18 protein-coding genes are annotated in these 19,925 nt (G+C 45.3%); 12 read left to right on the top strand and 6 right to left on the bottom strand.

Going from position 1 to position 19,925, the window contains the following annotated elements; all coding sequences use genetic code 11:
• Positions 1 to 38: 38 nt before the first annotated feature.
• Genes PO830_RS08660 through panC form a run of 3 tightly spaced genes read right to left on the bottom strand, consistent with a single transcriptional unit; the run spans position 39 to position 2,215 of the window.
• Positions 39 to 1,004, bottom strand: coding sequence for a lysylphosphatidylglycerol synthase transmembrane domain-containing protein (locus PO830_RS08660; RefSeq protein ID WP_272853147.1), 966 nt, complete (start codon positions 1,002 to 1,004; stop codon positions 39 to 41).
• A 2-nt stretch (positions 1,005 to 1,006) separates the two neighbouring features.
• Positions 1,007 to 1,357 (bottom strand): aspartate 1-decarboxylase, encoded by a 351-nt coding sequence (panD, locus tag PO830_RS08665; protein ID WP_272853148.1) that lies wholly within the window; start codon positions 1,355 to 1,357, stop codon positions 1,007 to 1,009.
• A 12-nt stretch (positions 1,358 to 1,369) separates the two neighbouring features.
• On the bottom strand, positions 1,370 to 2,215 hold the full coding sequence (gene panC, locus PO830_RS08670; protein WP_272853149.1) for a pantoate--beta-alanine ligase: 846 nt from the start codon (positions 2,213 to 2,215) through the stop codon (positions 1,370 to 1,372).
• Between the two features lie 107 nt (positions 2,216 to 2,322).
• On the opposite strand from panC, the gene PO830_RS08675 reads away from it, so the two are divergent.
• The 7 genes from PO830_RS08675 (at position 2,323) to PO830_RS08705 (ending at position 10,288) form a co-directional block, all read left to right on the top strand.
• Positions 2,323 to 3,132, top strand: coding sequence for a glycogen/starch synthase (locus PO830_RS08675; protein WP_272853150.1), 810 nt, complete (start codon positions 2,323 to 2,325; stop codon positions 3,130 to 3,132).
• A gap of 20 nt (positions 3,133 to 3,152) precedes the next feature.
• Complete coding sequence (locus tag PO830_RS08680; protein WP_272853151.1) at positions 3,153 to 4,766, top strand: DUF4270 domain-containing protein; 1,614 nt, start codon at positions 3,153 to 3,155, stop codon at positions 4,764 to 4,766.
• 12 nt (positions 4,767 to 4,778) lie between these two features.
• Positions 4,779 to 6,626, top strand: coding sequence for a glutamine--fructose-6-phosphate transaminase (isomerizing) (gene glmS / locus PO830_RS08685; protein WP_272853152.1), 1,848 nt, complete (start codon positions 4,779 to 4,781; stop codon positions 6,624 to 6,626).
• 38 nt (positions 6,627 to 6,664) lie between these two features.
• The gene (locus tag PO830_RS08690) at positions 6,665 to 7,405 is read left to right on the top strand and encodes a sulfotransferase family protein (protein WP_272853153.1); all 741 of its coding nucleotides are present in this window, start codon (positions 6,665 to 6,667) and stop codon (positions 7,403 to 7,405) included.
• Complete coding sequence (locus tag PO830_RS08695; RefSeq protein ID WP_272853154.1) at positions 7,389 to 8,291, top strand: aminotransferase class IV; 903 nt, start codon at positions 7,389 to 7,391, stop codon at positions 8,289 to 8,291. The genes PO830_RS08690 and PO830_RS08695 overlap by 17 nt, the downstream gene beginning before the upstream one ends.
• Before the next feature lie 134 nt (positions 8,292 to 8,425).
• Entirely contained in the window at positions 8,426 to 9,931 is a 1,506-nt protein-coding gene (atpD, locus tag PO830_RS08700) for a F0F1 ATP synthase subunit beta (RefSeq protein ID WP_272853155.1), read from the top strand.
• A 78-nt stretch (positions 9,932 to 10,009) separates the two neighbouring features.
• A complete protein-coding gene (locus PO830_RS08705) occupies positions 10,010 to 10,288 on the top strand; it encodes a F0F1 ATP synthase subunit epsilon (RefSeq protein WP_272853156.1) in 279 nt (92 codons plus the stop codon).
• A 76-nt stretch (positions 10,289 to 10,364) separates the two neighbouring features.
• Here the strand turns inward: PO830_RS08705 and PO830_RS08710 are convergent, their stop codons facing one another.
• Genes PO830_RS08710 through PO830_RS08720 form a run of 3 tightly spaced genes read right to left on the bottom strand, consistent with a single transcriptional unit; the run spans position 10,365 to position 14,199 of the window.
• Positions 10,365 to 11,099, bottom strand: coding sequence for an MIP/aquaporin family protein (locus PO830_RS08710; protein ID WP_272853157.1), 735 nt, complete (start codon positions 11,097 to 11,099; stop codon positions 10,365 to 10,367).
• Between the two features lie 21 nt (positions 11,100 to 11,120).
• Positions 11,121 to 12,617, bottom strand: a complete 1,497-nt coding sequence (glpK, locus tag PO830_RS08715; protein WP_272853158.1) for a glycerol kinase GlpK — start codon at positions 12,615 to 12,617, stop codon at positions 11,121 to 11,123.
• Positions 12,618 to 12,627: 10 nt separating this feature from the next.
• Positions 12,628 to 14,199: a glycerol-3-phosphate dehydrogenase/oxidase gene (locus PO830_RS08720; protein WP_272853159.1), complete on the bottom strand. Its 1,572-nt coding sequence runs from the start codon at positions 14,197 to 14,199 to the stop codon at positions 12,628 to 12,630.
• Between the two features lie 143 nt (positions 14,200 to 14,342).
• Between PO830_RS08720 and PO830_RS08725 the strand changes: the two genes are divergently transcribed.
• From PO830_RS08725 to bioB, 5 genes are all read left to right on the top strand, one after another.
• Entirely contained in the window at positions 14,343 to 15,467 is a 1,125-nt protein-coding gene (locus PO830_RS08725) for an aminotransferase class I/II-fold pyridoxal phosphate-dependent enzyme (protein ID WP_272853160.1), read from the top strand.
• The gene (gene bioD / locus PO830_RS08730) at positions 15,464 to 16,087 is read left to right on the top strand and encodes a dethiobiotin synthase (RefSeq protein WP_272853161.1); all 624 of its coding nucleotides are present in this window, start codon (positions 15,464 to 15,466) and stop codon (positions 16,085 to 16,087) included. The genes PO830_RS08725 and bioD overlap by 4 nt, the downstream gene beginning before the upstream one ends.
• Positions 16,068 to 17,348: an adenosylmethionine--8-amino-7-oxononanoate transaminase gene (bioA, locus tag PO830_RS08735; protein ID WP_272853162.1), complete on the top strand. Its 1,281-nt coding sequence runs from the start codon at positions 16,068 to 16,070 to the stop codon at positions 17,346 to 17,348. Before bioD ends, bioA begins: the two co-directional genes overlap by 20 nt.
• A 45-nt stretch (positions 17,349 to 17,393) precedes the next feature.
• Complete coding sequence (locus PO830_RS08740) at positions 17,394 to 18,566, top strand: beta-ketoacyl synthase N-terminal-like domain-containing protein (protein ID WP_272853163.1); 1,173 nt, start codon at positions 17,394 to 17,396, stop codon at positions 18,564 to 18,566.
• 181 nt (positions 18,567 to 18,747) lie between these two features.
• Complete coding sequence (gene bioB, locus PO830_RS08745; RefSeq protein ID WP_272853164.1) at positions 18,748 to 19,842, top strand: biotin synthase BioB; 1,095 nt, start codon at positions 18,748 to 18,750, stop codon at positions 19,840 to 19,842.
• The last annotated feature ends 83 nt before the right edge of the window (positions 19,843 to 19,925 follow it).

The raw sequence follows: 19,925 nt of genomic DNA on the forward strand, positions 1-19,925 counted from the left end.
TAATTTTTGAATCGTTGCTGAGAAGCAAGGTTCGGGAATTATACCTTCTTCTGATTATAGAGCGGAAGAAAAAGAAGGGAGAGTCCGCCAAACGCAATGAGCGTCACAATATTGGACGTCCAGACAATCCAGCCGAATGCTGTGCCAACGGTTTCAGCCACCCCAAAAACAGCTAAAATTCCTGCAACAAAGAAAGGATATGACCCAAATCCGCTGTTCGTAAACGCAAACGAAAAGCTTCCCACGACAAAGGTGATAATGATCGTGCCTAACGCAATTCCGGAGGTTGCTTCTAAAGCGAATAGCGAGACGTAGAAAGACAGCAAATACAAGCCCCAAATGATGCAGGTTTGCAGTAGGAACAAGCCTTTCTTTTTCATGGTAAAAATAGTGAAAACCCCATCTCGCAACCCGCTGAGAAATCCTTTTATTTTCTGTCGAAGGGCAGAACGGGAATACTTTAGGAACAGCAAAAACAATACGCCAAAAGCGACCACCCCGAAAAATAAATAGGCCAATTTAGCGATGGGAATGAGCTGGGTCAGATACTCGTAAAGTACGTCGTACTGTAACCATAGTGCCACTAATGTGAAGCCCAGAAGGAAAACGAGATCGATGACGCGTTCCGAGATTATAGTTCCGAAGGCCTTATCGAACGGAACCTCTTCGTATTTATTAATCACAATTCCTCTGGATACCTCACCGCTTTTCGGAATAAAGATATTCATGAGGTAGGCGATTGAAATGGCCATAAAATTATTGAGCAATTTAGGTTGATAGCCCAATGGCGCCAACATTAAATTCCAACGAACGGCTCGAAAAAGATGACTTAAAATACTGAGTACGACCGCCAGAATTACATAGGTGTAATCGGCCGCTTTAAAGTGGGTTTTTATTTCGGTGAGTTGTGCCGCGGAAAACCTCGAATACGACCAGATAATGAGGAAAATACCCAGCGCTAAGGGCAGGGCGATTTTTAAGAATTTAGAAACCGATTTTTTCAAACTCAGCTAAGTAGATTATTTTCTTCATTGGGAAAAACAAGGGCGGGTTGGAAGGTCTTGGCAGCTTCCAGTTCCATGATGGCGTAGGTAATGAGGATAAGCACATCCCCCGGAGCTACCTTACGTGCCGCGGCACCGTTTAAAGTAATTTCACCACTGCCACGCGGGCCCGGTATGGCGTAAGTTTCCAAACGCTCTCCATTGTTATTGTTGACAATTTGAACCTTCTCACCCTGAATAATGTTAGCGGCATCCATGAGGTCTTCATCAATGGTAATGCTGCCTATATAGTTGAGGTCGGCACCGGTTACTTTTACGCGGTGGATCTTTGATTTTACGACGTGAATTTGCATGAGGCAAAGGTATTAATTTAGCGCCATATTATCGATGAGGCGAACAGGGCCTACAAAAGCAGCTAAAAATACGCGGTATTGAGTGTTTTTCTTCTTTTCTGAAACCGACGTAAGGGTGTCGGCTTCCGCAATTTCGAAATATTCCAATTGGATGTTTGGATTTTTTTCAAACTCATGGATCGCCCATTTTTTAAGTTCCTCTATGGTATGCGATTCAAATCGTTCGGTAGCTCCCAATAGTGTTTTATGCAAAAGGGTGGCTTCTTCTAATTCGGTTTCATTTAGGCGTTTGTTACGAGAACTCATGGCGAGTCCGCTTTCCTCCCGAACAATGGGACACCCTACAATAGTGACGGGAAGCGATTCGATTTCCACCAGCTTTCGCACGATCTGTAACTGTTGAAAATCTTTTTCTCCGAAATAGGCATTGGTGGGCTTTAGCGCTTTAAAAAATAAAGATAGCACGGTACCCACGCCATCAAAATGACCGGTACGATGAGCACCTTCCATTTCCTTTTCAATACCACCAAAATCGTAGGATTGAGAGCGAACATCATCTTCATAGAGGTGTTCGGGACTGGGGTTAAAAACGATAAAATTACCCGCTAATTCCTTGATCATGGCAACGTCTTGCTCGAGGGTTCTTGGATATTTTTCCAGATCGCCGGCATTGTCGAATTGAGTGGGATTAACGAAAATCGAGATGATAGTAATCGCGTTTTCAGCCTGTGAGCGTGCGATCAGTTCTAAATGACCGTGATGCAACGCTCCCATGGTTGGAACCAACCCAATAGGGGCGTTCATCTTGTAATACGCCTCGAGTACATCTCGAATAGAATCTTTATGGTGGTACACCATGGGTTACGAATTAAAAGGGCAGCAAAATTAAGATATTAAGGGCAATATGCATAAATTTTCGTACTTTTGCGCTTGTTTTAAAAGCAGTATCCGAAAAGTCCAAATTTATGAAAGATAAAAGAGTCTTGTATGTGTCTTCTGAAGTGATTCCTTACCTTCCGGAGACCGAGATTTCTTCGATGTCGTTTGAAGCCCCACGAATGGTGAACAACAATGGCGGTCAAATCCGAATTTTCATGCCGCGGTATGGTAATATCAATGAACGACGCCACCAATTGCATGAAGTTATTCGCCTTTCCGGGATGAACCTGGTGATTAATGATATGGATATGCCGCTGATTATTAAAGTGGCCTCGATTCCAAAAGAGCGGATGCAGGTGTACTTCATAGATAATGACGAGTACTTCAAACGCAAAGCGACTTTTGCCGATGAGGACGGAAATCTGTTTCCAGATAATGACGAGCGAGCCATCTTTTTCGCAAAGGGAGTTATTGAAACGGTGAAGAAATTAAATTGGGCACCCGACATTATTCACGTGCACGGTTGGTTAGCCTCCTTACTCCCACTATACCTTCGGAAGTACTATGGCAACGAGCCCTTATTTGATAACAGCAAAATAGTGACCTCTATATACAATCAAGGCTTCGATGCTACGTTAGATAAGAACTTGATTGAAAAAGTCACCTTCGACGGTATTGATAAAGAAACGGTAGCCTTACTGGAAGAACCTACCTACGAAAATCTCATGCAACTCGCTGCTGAACATTCCGATGCGGTAGTTGTGGGGTCTGAAGAAATGCCTGCTGCATTATCTGCATACCTCGAAAGCACTGATAAACCTGTGTTAAAGTTTCCCAACAAGGAGGAATTTGAGCAGGCGTATTTAGACTTTTACCAATCGCAAGTATTGGATTAATTTATCACAAGAAATTGTATATGAAGATTAAGAAGCTATTGCCCACTATTTTGGCAATCTTAGGAGTACTCATTGTGATGGCTTCCTGTGAAGAAGATTTCAACACCTTAGGTTCTGAAGTGATCGATCAAGACATTGAAATTCCGGATACGGTTTTCGATGTGGTCGCCTATAGCCGAAAACTTCCTCCGATACGCACCAATGTGCTCCCTACAAATCAATTGGGTATTTATAACGACCCTAACTATGGAACCATGCGCGCGAATGTACTCGGACAAGTACTCTTGCCTCAAGGCCTTCAGGATCCTGATTTTCCAAATGACGGCCCAAATGCCGATACCGGTGATCCCGGAGACGAATTTGAGATTTCGAAGGTGTATTTGCATATTCCGTTCTTTAACGATGCGAGTACTAATAGTGACGGCGATACAACATTCACGCTAGATTCGGTCTATGGGAGTGAGCCTATGAACATCACTTTTTACCGTTCTAACTACTTCCTCAGAGATCTTGATCCCGATTCAAATTTTGAAGATCCTCAACCGTATTACTCTAACCAGGCTTCTCTCTTTGAACAGTTTTTATCGGACGAACTAGGGCGACTTGAAAACTTTGTGCCTTCCAACGAAGCGATTGAAATCATTACGGCGACCGATACCATTAATTATGATCCCGGATTACTCGTGGAGTTCACTCCAGATTATTTTCAGGAGAACATCATCGATCAAGAAGGGGAAGAAGTATTGTTGACGAATGAAAACTTTAAAAATTATTTTCGCGGAATCTATATGGAGGTAGAAGAAGCTGCCGATGGGAACTTGTTCCTATTCAATCCAGACAATGCGAACGTGACCATTTATTTCACCAGCAATACGGAAGAGCGAGATGAATCTGGAAACCGACTCACGGATGATGCTGGGAATATTATCCGCGTGAACGGATCTTTTGAATTGCCGTTCAATGGCATTACGGTAAATACCTTCGATACCGAACCCCTGCCTACCGATCTTCAGACAGCCTTGGCAAACCCCAATATTTCTGAAGGGGAAGAGACACTGTATCTACGTGGCGGTGGCGATGGAATCATCACCTATATTGAAGTGCTAGAAGGGGATGCCGATGGAAATGGTATTCGTGATATTGACGACATTAGAACCGAAAACTGGTTGATTAACGATGCCAATTTGAAGTTCTATGTAGATCAGAGCAAGATTGTCGGGGGTGCTTCAGAGCCCGACAGAATTCAAATTTTCAATGTGAACAACGGCGATGTTCTAATCGATTATTCTTTCGATTTTACCGCGGGGTTAGCCGCTTCCGAAGCCTTGACAACCCACCTGGGGAAATTAGAGCGTGGCAGTGATAACAATGGCGAGTTCTATAAAATTCGAATCACAAACCATCTCAATGATGTTATTCGTAAAGACTCAACCAATGCGGCGCTCGGACTTGTCGTGACACAAAACGTACTGTTTACAGAATTTAGTGAAGTGCGTTTGTCGCAGGCACCCGGACTCAATAGTGTGCCCCAAGGCGTTATTCTTTCTCATGAAGGCACTGCCTTGCACGGAAATCTTAGTTCCGATATCGACAAACGATTACGCCTGGAGATTTTTTATACCAAACCCGATTAAATAGGAGCTATTGTGTGTGGAATTGTAGGATATATTGGAAATAGAGAGGCGTACCCCATCATTCTGAACGGCTTGAAACGCCTAGAATATCGTGGGTATGATAGTGCTGGAGTTGCTTTGTATGACGGAAACGATATACAATTATCCAAAACTCAGGGAAAAGTTGCTGATCTAGAGGAAAAAGTAGCCAAGGAAATCGAAACGAAAGGAACCCTGGGAATTGGGCATACACGCTGGGCGACTCACGGTGTGCCAAACGATGTGAATTCACACCCCCATTATTCCAACAGTGGTGATTTGGTGATTATCCACAATGGAATTATCGAGAACTACGCGTCGATCAAAAAAGAACTTAGCAATCGCGGCTACACCTTTACAAGCGACACCGATACGGAAGTTCTGGTCAATTTGATTGAAGAAATCAAAAAACAAGAAAATGTAAAGCTAGGGAAAGCGGTTCAAATAGCACTAAACCAAGTGGTTGGGGCGTATGCTATTGCCGTCTTTGACCGAAAGAAACCCGATGAAATCGTGGTGGCCAAACTGGGAAGTCCGTTGGCCATTGGAATCGGGGATAATGAATTTTTCGTAGCAAGTGACGCTACTCCTTTTATAGAATTTACCAACAATGCGATCTATCTGGAAGATGAAGAGATGGCCATTGTACGGCGGAATAAAGAAGTAAAAGTTCGAAAAATTAAGGATGATCGATTGGTTGATCCTTACATTCAGGAACTGAAGTTGAACTTAGAACAGATCGAAAAAGGAGGATACGAGCATTTTATGCTGAAAGAGATCTACGAACAGCCTTCGGTTATAAAAGACACCTATCGTGGCCGACTACTAGCATCGCAGGGTATCGTGAAGCTGGGGGGATTAGAAGATCATATTCAGAAGTTCACCCACGCCGATCGTATCATCATTGTGGCGTGTGGTACCTCTTGGCACGCAGGCTTGGTAGCCGAGTATATTTTTGAAGATCTGGCACGCATCCCAGTGGAAGTGGAATACGCTTCCGAATTTCGCTATAGAAACCCCATAATTACCGAAAAAGACGTAGTGATCGCCATATCACAGAGTGGGGAAACCGCCGACACCCTAGCAGCCATAAAGCTTGCCAAAGAAAAAGGGGCATTTGTATACGGAGTATGTAATGTGGTAGGATCTACCATTTCCAGAGAAACACATAGCGGTACCTATACGCATGCCGGACCCGAAATTGGGGTGGCGTCCACCAAAGCCTTTACCACTCAGATTACCGTTTTAATGATGATCGCCCTTCGTTTGGCCAAGGAAAAAGGGACGCTTTCACAAACAGACTATATGCTTCATCTCAACGAGCTAAGCAGAATTCCAGGACACGTGGAAGAAGCTTTGCGTTCTGACGAGAAGATTCAAGAGATAGCGGCCATCTTCAAGGACGCGTCTAACTTCCTCTATTTGGGTAGAGGGTATAATTTCCCGGTAGCTTTGGAAGGCGCGCTTAAGCTGAAAGAGATCTCATATATTCATGCGGAAGGCTATCCTGCCGCAGAAATGAAACACGGTCCCATTGCGTTGATCGATGAACACATGCCAGTAGTGGTTATTGCTGTGAATAGTAACCACTATGAAAAAGTAGTGAGTAACATTGAGGAGATCAAAGCGCGCAAAGGAAAAATTATTGCTGTAGTTACAGAGGGGGATACTACGGTGAAAGAATTGGCCGATTACATTATGGAAGTGCCACGCACTCCAGAAACACTAACGCCACTAGTAACTACGATTCCCTTACAGTTACTGTCGTATCACATCGCCGTGATGCTCGACAAGAATGTTGATCAGCCACGGAATTTAGCAAAATCGGTGACGGTAGAATAAGCGTTTTTCACTCCATATTTTTGGTGTATTTTTAGAGGATGAAAGTCATTAATCTGCTCTCAGGACCTCGAAACATATCCACAGCACTTATGTATGCCTTCGCGCAGCGAGATGATTGTGCGGTGATGGATGAGCCTTTCTACGGAAATTACCTACAACGGGCTTCTGTCACCATTGCGCATCCTATGAAAGAGGCGATAGTCGATGCTTTAGGTGCTCGGGAGGAAGAAATCGTTGGTGCCATTCAAAACAAATCGCTAGAAAAACATGTGTTTGTAAAGGGAATGGCCCACCATATTCTTTCGGAGGATCCAATCTTTTTACTGAATTGGAAGAATGTATTGCTCATTCGCGACCCTCAGAAATTGATTGTTTCTTTTTCAAAAGTGATTTCTCATCCTACATTAGATGATATCGGTCTTAAAAAATCGGTTTGGCTATTCAACTATCTGAAAAAACACAACGCTACGCCACTGGTTATCGACAGCGATGAATTGATGAAAGCTCCAAAATCGTACCTTCAATTGCTCTGCGGAAAATTAGAAATTCCCTTTCAAGAATCCATGTTACAATGGTCAAAGGGCGGTATCCCGGAAGATGGTATTTGGGCGAAACACTGGTACGCCAACGTGCATGCGACAACCGGCTTCAAACAGCAACAGCCGAAAGAACTTCCCGTGCCAGAACATCTTCAGTCGTTATTCGAGGAGGCAAAGCCGTTATATGAAACATTGCAACCACATATTCTAAAAAACAATTCTTATGCTACAGACTTTTAATGAGAAGAATCGACACCTTAAGGTATATATCAAAGACCGATTATATTCCAGAGAAGCCGCAAAAGTATCCGTGTTTGATAGTGTGGTGCAGGGCGGTGATGCCGTATGGGAAGGACTTCGAGTGTATCCTGAAGGGATCGTCTGTTTGGATGCGCATTTAACCCGCTTACAGGAAAGCGCAAAGACTTTGGCGTTTGTGGATATACCTTCCAAAGCAGTCATTAAAGAAGCCATCAAAAAAACCTTGGACGCTAACGACATGACCACTGATACGCACATCCGCTTGACACTCACCCGGGGAGAGAAGATTACAAGCGGGATGGATCCCAGACTGAATCAAAGCGGATCCTGTTTGATCGTGTTGGCCGAATGGAAACCTTTAGTATATGATAATGATTCCGGAATTAAAGTGATTAGTACGAGTCAGCGTCGCAACGCCCCACAATTTCTAGACAGTAAGATCCATCACAATAATCTATTAAATAATATTCTGGCGAAAATTCAAGCGAACGTCGCCGGAAAGGATGCCGGATTAATGCTAGACGAGCATGGTTTTGTTGCCGAACTAAACGGTAGCAATCTTTTCTTGGTAAAAGAAGGTAAGGTGTTCACTCCGCATGCGCATGCCTGCTTGCCGGGCATCACCCGAAAGACGGTCATCGAAATGTGCGAGGTAATGAAAATTCCACTGATCGAGAAGAATTTGTCATTGTCGGATTTTATCAATGCAGAGGGTGTTTTCGCTACGGGAACCATGGGAGAATTAACGCCCGTGGTAGAAATTGACGGTCGGTCGATCCCCAAAGAGGATGCCGTGATGAAATCAGTTTTGAACCATTTTTCGGAAGCAATTCGATCGTATTGTGAGCCGCTTACTTCCACCTAGGCAATTGTCAATCAAAAATCCCAAAAAAACTAAATTTTGGGTTGCTGAATTTAAAAGGAAAAAACTATCTTTGCACCGTTAAAAACAGGGGTAGTAAATAGACCCTTAGACTACTATAAATTAAATAGGTAAGAATGTCACAAGTTACAGGAAAAGTTGCCCAGATCATTGGCCCGGTAGTAGACGTAACGTTTGCTAACGATGTCGAACTTCCCAAGATTTACGATTCATTAGAAGTAGATAACAATGGGACTGCCTTGATTCTAGAGGTTCAGTCACATATCGGAGAAAACACCGTACGAACCATTTCGATGGACTCTACCGACGGTTTAAGTCGGGGTGTAGACGCCGTTGCTACGGGAGCACCTATTCAGATGCCAGTAGGAGAAGATGTTTACGGACGTCTTTTCAACGTGATCGGAGATGCGATCGATGGAATCGGAAACCTTCCGAAGAAAGGAGAAGACGGACTTCCTATTCACCGTGAGGCGCCAAAATTTGAAGATCTTTCCACGTCCACAGAAGTATTATTTACCGGGATCAAGGTAATCGACCTTATCGAGCCATATGCTAAAGGGGGTAAAATTGGACTCTTTGGAGGTGCAGGGGTAGGTAAAACCGTTTTGATCCAGGAGTTGATTAACAATATCGCAAAAGGGCACGGGGGACTTTCTGTATTTGCAGGAGTTGGAGAACGTACCCGAGAAGGAAACGACTTGCTTCGAGAGATGTTAGAATCTGGAATTATTAAGTATGGTGACGATTTCTTACACTCTATGGAAGAAGGAGGATGGGACCTGACCAAGGTGGACAAAGCTGCCATGAAAGAAAGTAAAGCAACCTTTGTGTTCGGTCAGATGAACGAACCTCCCGGAGCCCGTGCTCGTGTAGCCCTTTCTGGTCTTACGATCGCAGAATACTTCCGGGATGGAGCAGGCGACGGACAAGGAAAAGACGTGCTTTTCTTCGTTGATAACATTTTCCGATTTACACAAGCAGGTTCTGAGGTGTCAGCACTTCTTGGTCGGATGCCTTCTGCGGTAGGATACCAACCTACCTTGGCTACCGAAATGGGTGCCATGCAGGAGCGTATTACCTCTACCAAGAAAGGATCGATTACTTCTGTACAGGCGGTATATGTACCTGCGGATGACCTTACCGACCCGGCACCGGCAACAACCTTTGCTCACTTGGATGCAACTACCGTATTGTCTCGTAAGATTGCCGAGCTAGGAATTTATCCTGCGGTAGATCCGTTGGACTCTACGTCTCGAATTTTAACGAAAGAGATCTTAGGAGCCGAGCACTACGACTGTGCACAGCGCGTAAAAGAGTTGCTACAACGCTATAAAGAACTACAAGACATTATCGCCATCTTAGGAATGGAAGAATTGTCGGAAGAAGATAAATTGGCCGTAAGCCGTGCGCGTCGTGTACAACGATTCTTGTCACAACCTTTCCACGTGGCCGAGCAGTTTACCGGAATTCCTGGAGTGTTGGTAGATATCAAAGAAACCATCAAAGGATTTAATATGATCATGGATGGAGAATTGGATCACCTTCCTGAAGCTGCTTTCAACCTGAAAGGAACGATCGAAGAAGCGATCGAAGCTGGTGAGAAAATGTTAGCGGAAGCGTAACTTAGTGCTGAGATTTGAGATGTTAGTTCAAAGAGAAATGACTAACTTCTCGATACTCATTACTCAATACTAAACAATATGTACTTAGAAATTGTATCTCCCGAAGCTTCTTTAGTGAGTGGTGAAGTGAATTCTGTAACCGTTCCGGGTGTCGAAGGAGAATTTCAAATGCTTAATAATCACGCCCCGATTGTATCTATTTTAGAAGCGGGGAAGGTAAAGTTTGACGGAAACCCGACGATTGCTGAAGGATTCGAAAAGAAGTTTACGAAAGACGACCAAGGAAAGTGGGTCCTTGAAATTACCAGTGGTACCGTTGAGTGTAATAATAATAAAGTGATTGTTTTAGCCGATTAATAAACAATCTAACCTTATAGAAGAATCCCAAATTTCATGCGAAATTTGGGATTTTTTATTCTGAATGATTGCTGAATCATAGTAGTAGAAGATACACTACAGCGGCTAAAACGCCGCCTGCAATGGGTCCAGCGACGGGAATCCAGGCGTACCACCAATGGGTAATTCGATGTTTCATGGGTACCAAAGAATACACAATACGCGGACCTAGATCTCTGGCAGGGTTGATAGCATATCCTGTCGTTCCACCCAACGACAAGCCTACCGCCCATACCACCAATGCCACCGGCAACGCGCCTAAAGACCCTAATCCAAAAGCGACTACACCTTCGTTTTCAAGTGTCAATTCAGGGTCGGCAATATAAAATACAGCGATGAGCAATACAAAGGTTCCAATAACTTCACAAAAGAAATTAAGAGGAATGTTCTTGATGGCAGGAAGGTTGCAGAAAGTAGCCAACTTGCTGGCACCGTCTTCGGTAGACTCATAGTGATCTTTGTAAAATATCCATACCGTAAAAGAGCCTAACATGGCTCCAATAAATTGAGCAAGAATGTAGCTAGGCACCGAGGTCCACTCAAACAAACCGGCCACTGCCAACGCTACGGTAACGGCAGGATTGATGTGGGCACCACTATAGGGTCCGGCGACGAGTACGGCTACATAAACAGCTAATGCCCACCCGGTGGTAATCACGATCCATCCCGAATTTTCTCCATTCGTATTCTTTAGAAGAACATTGGCTACAACTCCGTTTCCAAGCAGCATAAGTAAAAAGGTTCCTAATATTTCAGCGATAAATGGACTCATAATTAGTACGTGTTATGTTTTTTATTCCTCAATCCATTGGGTGCTTCGGGCCACTGCCTTATGCCATTGATCAATGGTTTCTTTTATTTCTTTAGAATCTTTCGTTGGCTCAAAACGTTTGTCTTCCGTCCATTGTTCTTGGAGGTCGTTTATGGAGTTCCAATAGCCAACGGCGAGTCCGGCTAAATAAGCGGCACCCAACGCAGTGCTTTCCAACTCTTTCGGTCGGGTTACGGGAAATTCAAAAATGTCGCTTTGAAACTGTAGCAAAAAATCGTTTGCGCTAGCTCCTCCATCCACACGTAATTCACTTCCTTCGGTATTGGCATCGGCTTCCATGGCTTTTACAATATCATATACCTGAAACGCAATTCCTTCAAGCGCCGCTCTCGCGATATGCGCCCTACTGGTGCCTCGGGTCAGCCCAATAATAGTTCCCCGGGCATAACTGTCCCAATGCGGCGCGCCCAGGCCGGTCAGGGCGGGCACAAAGTAAACTCCACCGTTATCCTCTACCGAACTTGCTAGCGTATTGGTTTCCGAAGCCGTATTGATGATCTTTAATCCATCGCGAAGCCACTGAATGGCAGCACCTCCTACGAAAACACTTCCTTCAAGGGCGTATTCCACTTTTTCTCCAATCTTCCAGGCAATCGTTGTCAGCAAGTTGTTTTTGGAATATACCGGTTCGGTACCGGTATTCATCAATAAAAAACAACCAGTTCCGTACGTATTCTTTACCATTCCTTTGGAGGTGCATAGCTGACCAAACAAAGCGGCTTGCTGATCTCCGGCGATACCTGCAATTGGAATATTGGTGGCAAATAGCCCGTCGTAGGTTTGCCCAATTATGGTGCTACTATCTACTACCTCAGGTAGGATCTGTTTTGGAATGTCTAATAAGGAAAGTAACGCGTCATCCCATTTCAGACTATGAATATTAAATAGCAAGGTTCTACTGGCGTTGCTTACATCCGTAAGGTGCTCTTGGCCATCTGTCAACTTCCAGATCAACCACGTATCGATGGTTCCAAAGCAAAGCTCGCCTTTAGCCGCTTTTTCACGAGCTTCGGGAACAGTATCTAAGATCCATTTCAGTTTGGTTCCTGAAAAATAGGCGTCTAAAATGAGCCCGGTTTTCTTTTTGAAGGTTTCAACATACCCTTCTTGCTTAAGTTTGTCGCAATATTTAGAGGTGCGCCTGTCCTGCCAAACGATAGCCCGATGAATGGGTTTCCCCGTTTTTCGATCCCACACCAAGGTTGTTTCACGCTGATTGGTGATCCCAATAGCGGCAATATCGTGGCCCGAAATTCCGCAGGTTACCATAGCTTCTTGGATCGCTACCCATTGCGATTCCCAAATCTCCATTCCGTTGTGTTCTACCCAACCCGACTTCGGAAAGTATTGCTTAAAATCCTGTTGCCCCACGCCCACTTTTTCCCCTTTATAATTGAAAACAATAGCGCGCGAAGAGGTCGTTCCTTGATCGATGGAGAGTATGTACTTTTCTTTCATAACTGTAAATTTAATCCATTAGCGTGTAGAGGGAAGCCACTTGTTTAAAGGAGGCTATTTGTTGTTCCTCCCATTCCTGCGACCTCTCCAATAGTGTAGCCATATGCCTTGCTACTGTGGGGGCGCTTTCTATGGCAGCCGCTGCGTCAAGCAGCAATAATCGGATTCTTCGTGAAAGTAGATCTTCCACCGTACGTGCCATTTCGTGTTGTACCGCCCAGGTAACTTGTCCTAAGGTATAGGGGTATTTTGGATGAATTTTCTGTTGCAAATGCGGATCGCTATTTTCTAATTCGATGTACGCACTGCGGTCTTTCCCATACATCTGTAAGTGATCGTCGGGGAGCTGTTCTTCGGAAGAAATATTTCCTTGAATCGCGATTGTTTTGGTTGATGAAGGAATAAACACAACCTCGGTATTGCGGCAGATGACATCTACAACGTCTTCCGCCATTTTGCGATAGGTGGTCCATTTACCACCAACGATACTCACCAGATTAGCATCTTGTAATATCTTATGACTACGCGAGACCTCTTTAGTACTAGTGTCCTCCTTTTTGGGCTTGGCAAGCGGACGCAAGCCGCTAAATACGGAAAGCACGTCCTTGCGAGTTACTTCTGTTTTCAGATAGGCATTGAGCGTTTCGATAATAAAATCGATTTCGTCTTTAAGCGGTATCGGTTCAATGGTTGGTTTTTTGATGAGGGTATCGGTGGTTCCCGCAATGACCTTATCATGCCAGGGAATGACAAACAACACACGTCCGTCTGAAGTTTTTGGGATCATCACGGCAGTGTCGCTTTCTAAGACCGAGCGTTCCAACATCAAATGTATTCCTTGGCTCGGTACCACGGTCTTCTTGTGCTTTGGATTCTGCATTTTCTGAATGGTATCGGTGAAGATTCCGGTGGCGTTGACAATGGTTTTCGCGGGGATCGCATACTCGGTTCCCGTTTCGGTATCTTCTACTTCCAAATGTGTAATTCGATGGTTCGAATCCTTTTCAAACTTCGTTACTTTCGTATAGTTGAAGACCGAGGCTCCCAAAGAAGATGCTGTTTGCGCAAGATTAATGGCCAGACGCGCATCGTCAAACTGCCCGTCGAAATAAGAGATCCCACTGGAGAGTCCTTTCGTTTTTAGCGTTGGCAGCTTTTGCTTAACGTGCTTTTTTTTGATCCAGGTAGAAGGTCCTAAACTCAGATCTTTAGAAAGGAGGTCATAAAATTTGAGTCCGAGTGAATAATAGGGTCCGCCCCACCACTTGTAATTCGGAATAATAAATTCTTGCCGATGAAATAGGTGTCGTGCATTGCGTTCTAAGATGCCTCGTTCTTCCAGCGCTTCTTTCACGAGATGGATATTGCCCTGGGCCAGATACCGAACCCCTCCGTGAACAAGTTTGGTACTTTTACTGCTTGTTCCTTTGGCAAAATCATATTGTTCGAAGAGTATCGTTTTGAGTCCCCGCGAGGCGGCATCAACCGCAATTCCCAGTCCGCTGGCGCCTCCGCCCACAATAGCTACATCCCAGCTGTGATCTTTGGAACATTCGGAAAGGTGTTGCGTGCGTGAGGACAATGAGATAGGTAGTTAGTTTGGAGTCTTAAAATACGTATAAATCTATCATATAGGAAGTTCCGAAATAATTTTTTAGATAAAATGAGAGATTCTTGCTTTGTATCCCCAATAAATTTACGGCAAGTCTTATTTTTGAAAAAGCCATGAAACTACCACAAATACTGCAGCAAAAGTTAGATGAAAGGAAAGGAAATGACCAATTTCGACATCTGATACCGAAGGGCCCGCTTGTTGACTTTGCCTCTAACGATTATTTGGGGTTGGCTCATAATCCCTGGGTGTTCCACCGTTCGAATGCACTGGTAGTGGAAGCGGAAGGTCTTAAAAATGGGGCAACCGGTTCACGGTTATTAACGGGGCACTATCCGCTCTATGAGCGAGCCGAGGCTACTGTAGCCCAATATCACAATGCCCATTCGGCCTTGTTCTTTACAAGTGGTTTCGATGCAAACATCGGACTCCTGGGTAGTGTGCCACAACGGGGCGACCTAATTTGCTATGACGAATTGTGTCATGCCTCCATTCGTGAGGGTATTCGGTTAAGCCATGCGAAATCGGTAAAATTTCGACACAATGATCTTGATCATTTAACAGAAGTGGTGCAAAGAAAACAGATCACCGGGCAGATATACGTGGTTACAGAATCCGTTTTTTCAATGGATGGGGATAGCCCAAATCTTAAAGAACTATGTAGTCTGTGTACGGAACAGGGATGGTATTTGATCTTAGATGAGGCCCATGCGGTTGGCGCGTTTGGTGCCGGACTAGCAAATGAGCTCGATTTAGAAGCGCAAGTGTTCGCCAGACTGGTGACATTTGGAAAGGCAATGGGGTGTCATGGCGCGGCGGTTTTGAGCGAAGTCCCCTTGAGAGAATACCTCATTAATTTCTCCAAGCCTTTTATGTATACCACGGCAATGCCACCACATGCTATTGCGACGATTCAAGCGGCCTACGAATATGTAACGGAAAACGCTGCGCTTTCGGAACAACTTCAACAGCGGATTGATGTTTTTCGCACAACGGTCAAAGAACACTTTCCATCCGGTTCCTTTCTGGAAAGTCGCTCAGCGATTCAGGGATTGCTTCTTCCGAAGAACGCTAAAAAAGTGTCGCAATTGTTAGCAGCGAAAGGCTTTGACGTGCGTCCTATTTTTCCACCCACCGTGCCTGAAGGACAAGCGCGGTTGCGTATTTGCTTGCACACCTTCAACACGACCGAAGAAATCGAAGAACTTCTCGTGCGATTGGCTACTTTTGTAGCATGAAGGACATCTATTTCATAACCGGAATTTCTACGGAAGTTGGAAAAACCATCACGGCAGCCATACTCACGGAAGCGCTGGAGGCCGATTACTGGAAACCCGTTCAGGCAGGTGATCTAGACCATTCCGACACCCATAAAGTAAAGTCTTGGATTGCGAATACGAGGACTGTTTTTCATCCGTCCGCCATCGAATTACAAACACCTATGAGTCCGCATGCTGCCGCCGAAATAGAAGGCCGGCGGCTGAAAGCAGACCAATGCCTTCGTCCACAAACGGAGAATACACTGGTTATTGAAGGAGCAGGCGGATTGTTGGTGCCGTTGAACACTACGGAAACAATAGTTGATTTGATTCAGCCTTCTGATAAAGTAATTCTAGTTTCCCGCCATTATTTGGGAAGTATCAATCATACCTTGCTCAGTGTGGAAGCGTTACAGGCACGCGGACTTAAGCTCTTCGGAATGGTGTTCAGCGGTGATGAACATCCCAGTACCGAAGCGATCATCTTAGAGAAGACCAAAGTGCCAATGATCGGTCGTATTCGTGAAGAAAAGCATTTTGATCGTTCCTTAATCTCTCAATACGCAAAACAATTTCGAGATGTCCTTAGAACAACGTGATCGAGATCATATCTGGCATCCGTTAACGCAACACCAAACGGCTGCCCCTCCGTTGGGGATTGTAAAAGCCGAAGGTGTTTGGTTATTCGATGAAGCGGGTAATACCTATATCGATGGAATTTCGTCATGGTATACCGCGGTGTACGGGCATTGTCACCCCGAACTGGTCAAAGCGGTACAGGACCAAGCTGCTCGGCTCGATCAGGTGGTCTTTACCGGATTTACACACGAACCCGCCGTACAATTGGCGGAAAAGTTGATAGGGATCCTTCCATCACATCAAGCGAAGGTCTTTTTTAACGATAACGGCTCGACGGCTGTGGAAGCAGCCATCAAAATGGCGTTACAGTATCATGATAATAAAGGGCAAAAGCGAAAGAAACTACTCGCCTTTTCCAAAGGATTTCACGGCGACACCCTGGCCGCGATGAGCGCATCTAATCTTTCGGTGTACAACGGCCCGTTTGAGGAACATTTCATGGAAGTTATTCGTATCGACCCACCACAAGTAGGGGTTTCTGCGGAATATTTCGAAGGTGTTTCAGAAATTTTGGATATTGGCGACATCGCAGCCTTCATTTTTGAGCCGTTGGTGCAAGGGGCGGCCGGCATGAAATTTCACGACGCGGCCGGGTTAAGTTCGTTGCTCCAAATGTGTAAAAAGCACGATGTGCTTTGCATCGCCGATGAGGTGATGACAGGCTTTGGAAAGACCGGAAAGCATTTTGCATCACAATACCTCACCGAAACCCCTGATATCATCTGCTTGAGTAAGGCTTTGACCGCAGGTGTGCTGCCAATGGGAATCACAAGTTGCACCCAGCAGGTCTTTGAGGCATTTCTAGATAACGATATTACCAAAGGATTTTTTCATGCGCATACCTATAGCGCCAACCCCTTGGCATGTGCTGTCGCCTCCAGAGCGATCGATCTGTTGCAAAGCGAAGAAATTCAGAAAGGTATTCAGCGAATCCAAGGAGGTCATGAGGCGTTTGTGAAAGAATTGGAATCGCATTCGCTGGTGTCAAACCCAAGATCGCTGGGCGTTATTCTAGCCTTTGAGCTCAATGTCACTATGGAACGCTATGGAAATTTAAGACAGCGTATGTACGATTTTTTAATGGAGCGCGGTTGTTATCTTCGTCCGCTTGGAAACACCTTGTATTTGGTACCGCCTTATGTGATCTCTTCGGAAGCATTGGAACAATTGTATGAGGGGTTGCGGCAGGCAATCGATAGGGTTGCTGCAGAAAATTCTTAGTTTGTAGCCAAAGGAAGTACAGAATACACTGTACTTTTGCAGCACATGAACCTAACGAGCCCATCTGCCATCTCTATTTCAGGAATCACCAGTCTTTCCGCCCTGGGAAGTCGGTCTCACGCTATTTGGGAGGCCTATCAAAATGGGAGTCCGCGTTTTTCCCAATGGAAGCACGACGCGGGAAGCGATTGGGTCTCGAAACTCTCCACAGAAATTATTACTACGCTCGATGAGCTTCGTTTGGATCGACACGGGTACGACACCCTCGATAAGAGCGTATTGATGGCCATTCAAGCAGCCCGACAGCTTTCCTTGTCAGGAATCAATCAAAACCGACTAGGAATTAACATAGGCTCTTCTCGTGGTGCCACCGGATTATGGGAACAATATTTCCAAGAATTTCAGCAGGAAGGAAAAGTATCTCCCTTTACATCACCTACCACGACCTTGGGCAATATTTCATCCTGGGTCGCACAAGATTTGGGAGCGCAAGGCATTACCGTCGAGCATTCGGTGACCTGCTCAACGGCCTTGCATGCGGTTTTAAATGGCATTGCCTGGTTGCGTTCCGGGATGGCCGAAGGGTTTATTGCGGGCGGTGCTGAAGCAGCGTTAACGCCTTTTACGTTGGCACAGATGAAGGCGCTGCGATTATATTCCAAAGAAACACATGAGCGTCCTTGTGAGTCGATGCGATTTCAGAAAAAACGCAATACCATGGTGTTGGGAGAAGCCGCCGCCGTGGCATTCTTAGAAGCATCAGTTTCTAAGCGGACGCAAGCCTTGCTGAGTGGTTGGGGCTTTGCGACGGAAAAAATCACCCACGGAAGTGGCATAAGTGAGGAGGCCCAATGTTTTCAGAAAAGTATGAAAGCTGCGCTACAACAAGCCCAACTTGAAACGGTCGATGCTATTGTAATGCATGCACCGGGAACCGTAAAAGGCGATTTGGCCGAAAAAGCGGCCATTGAGTCGGTTTTTGGAAATAGCTTGCCGCTGCTTACCTCCAACAAATGGTTGGTAGGCCATACGTTTGCGGCTTCGGGAATGCTGAGTTTGGAGTTGGCCGTAATGATGCTACAACACAATCAATTTATTGAGAATCCATTTTATGCCAACAGGCGTCACCTGCCAAACAAATTGCAAACCGTAATGGTCAATGCCGTAGGCTTTGGGGGAAATGCCGTAAGCTTGATCGTTTCCAAACACAATCCATAGTTCATTACTTAACTGCGGAAAAACGTGCTGGCATTTTGTCTGAAAATTCTTGACCCTAATACAATTTTGGCTATTTTTGATTTGGCTTAGGGAGGGAAGCGACATCCTTTTTGCCCTGCAAAAAGATACAGCGTACCGCCCGACCCCAACGACTGTTGGGGGAAGCCTCTAAAACTGCTACATGACCGAACCAAAACACAACTGGACCAAAGACGAGATTTTAGCCATTTACAACCTTCCTATGATGGAATTGCTGTATCGAGCAGCCACCGTCCATCGGGAACACCATGATCCTAATCAGGTGCAGGTTTCTACCTTGCTGTCGATTAAAACAGGAGGGTGTCCTGAGGATTGTGGGTATTGTCCGCAAGCGGCCCGATACCACACCGATATTGAAGGAAACGACCTGATGACCGTCTCTCATGTAAAGGCACAGGCCTTACGCGCAAAAGCTTCAGGAAGTTCGCGGGTATGTATGGGAGCAGCCTGGAGAAATGTGAAGGATGGAGAAGAGTTCGATCAAGTGCTGGAAATGGTGCGTACTATTAACAAGTTGGACATGGAAGTGTGTTGCACGCTGGGAATGATCACTGAAACGCAAGCGCAACGCTTGGCAGAAGCCGGACTCTATGCCTATAATCACAATTTAGACACTTCGGAAGATTATTATAAGGATGTAATTTCCACCCGCGCGTATCAGGACCGTTTGGATACGATCTCGAATGTGCGTAAAACCAATGTAACCGTCTGTAGCGGAGGAATTATCGGTATGGGCGAAAACCTAAACGACCGCGCCGGAATGCTCGTAGCGCTGGCCACCTTAAATCCGCAGCCCGAATCAGTGCCTATCAACGCGCTCGTGGCGGTAGAAGGAACGCCCATGGAAGAAATGGAACCGGTAAGCATTTGGGATATGGTGCGTATGGTAGCCACCACACGAATTGTAATGCCGAAAACGCAGGTACGACTTTCTGCCGGGCGCACCGAAATGAGTCGGGAAGGCCAAGCGATGTGCTTTTTCGCAGGAGCGAACTCCATCTTTGCCGGAGATAAACTCCTAACCACACCCAACCCAGATGTGAACGAAGATATGGAAATGTTCAAATTGCTGGGCTTACAACCGCAAGCTCCCTTTGTGAAAAAGGCCAAACCGGAAACGGTTGAAGCCGAAGCATCTCAATTTGCACCCTTGGGAGAAAAACCAAAATGGACACGGCCGGGGCATAAAATTGAACGGAATGAAACGGCGAAGGCGAATGCCAAGGAGCGTTTGTAGGGCTAACTTCCCCTTATATTTCTGAATACAAATCAAACAAAAAATGGCATTCGCCAAATAATCGGCACTCTCTTTGCGTTATG

The sequence above is a fragment of the Altibacter sp. HG106 genome, from assembly GCF_028561755.1.
GTDB lineage: Bacteria > Bacteroidota > Bacteroidia > Flavobacteriales > Flavobacteriaceae > DFVG01.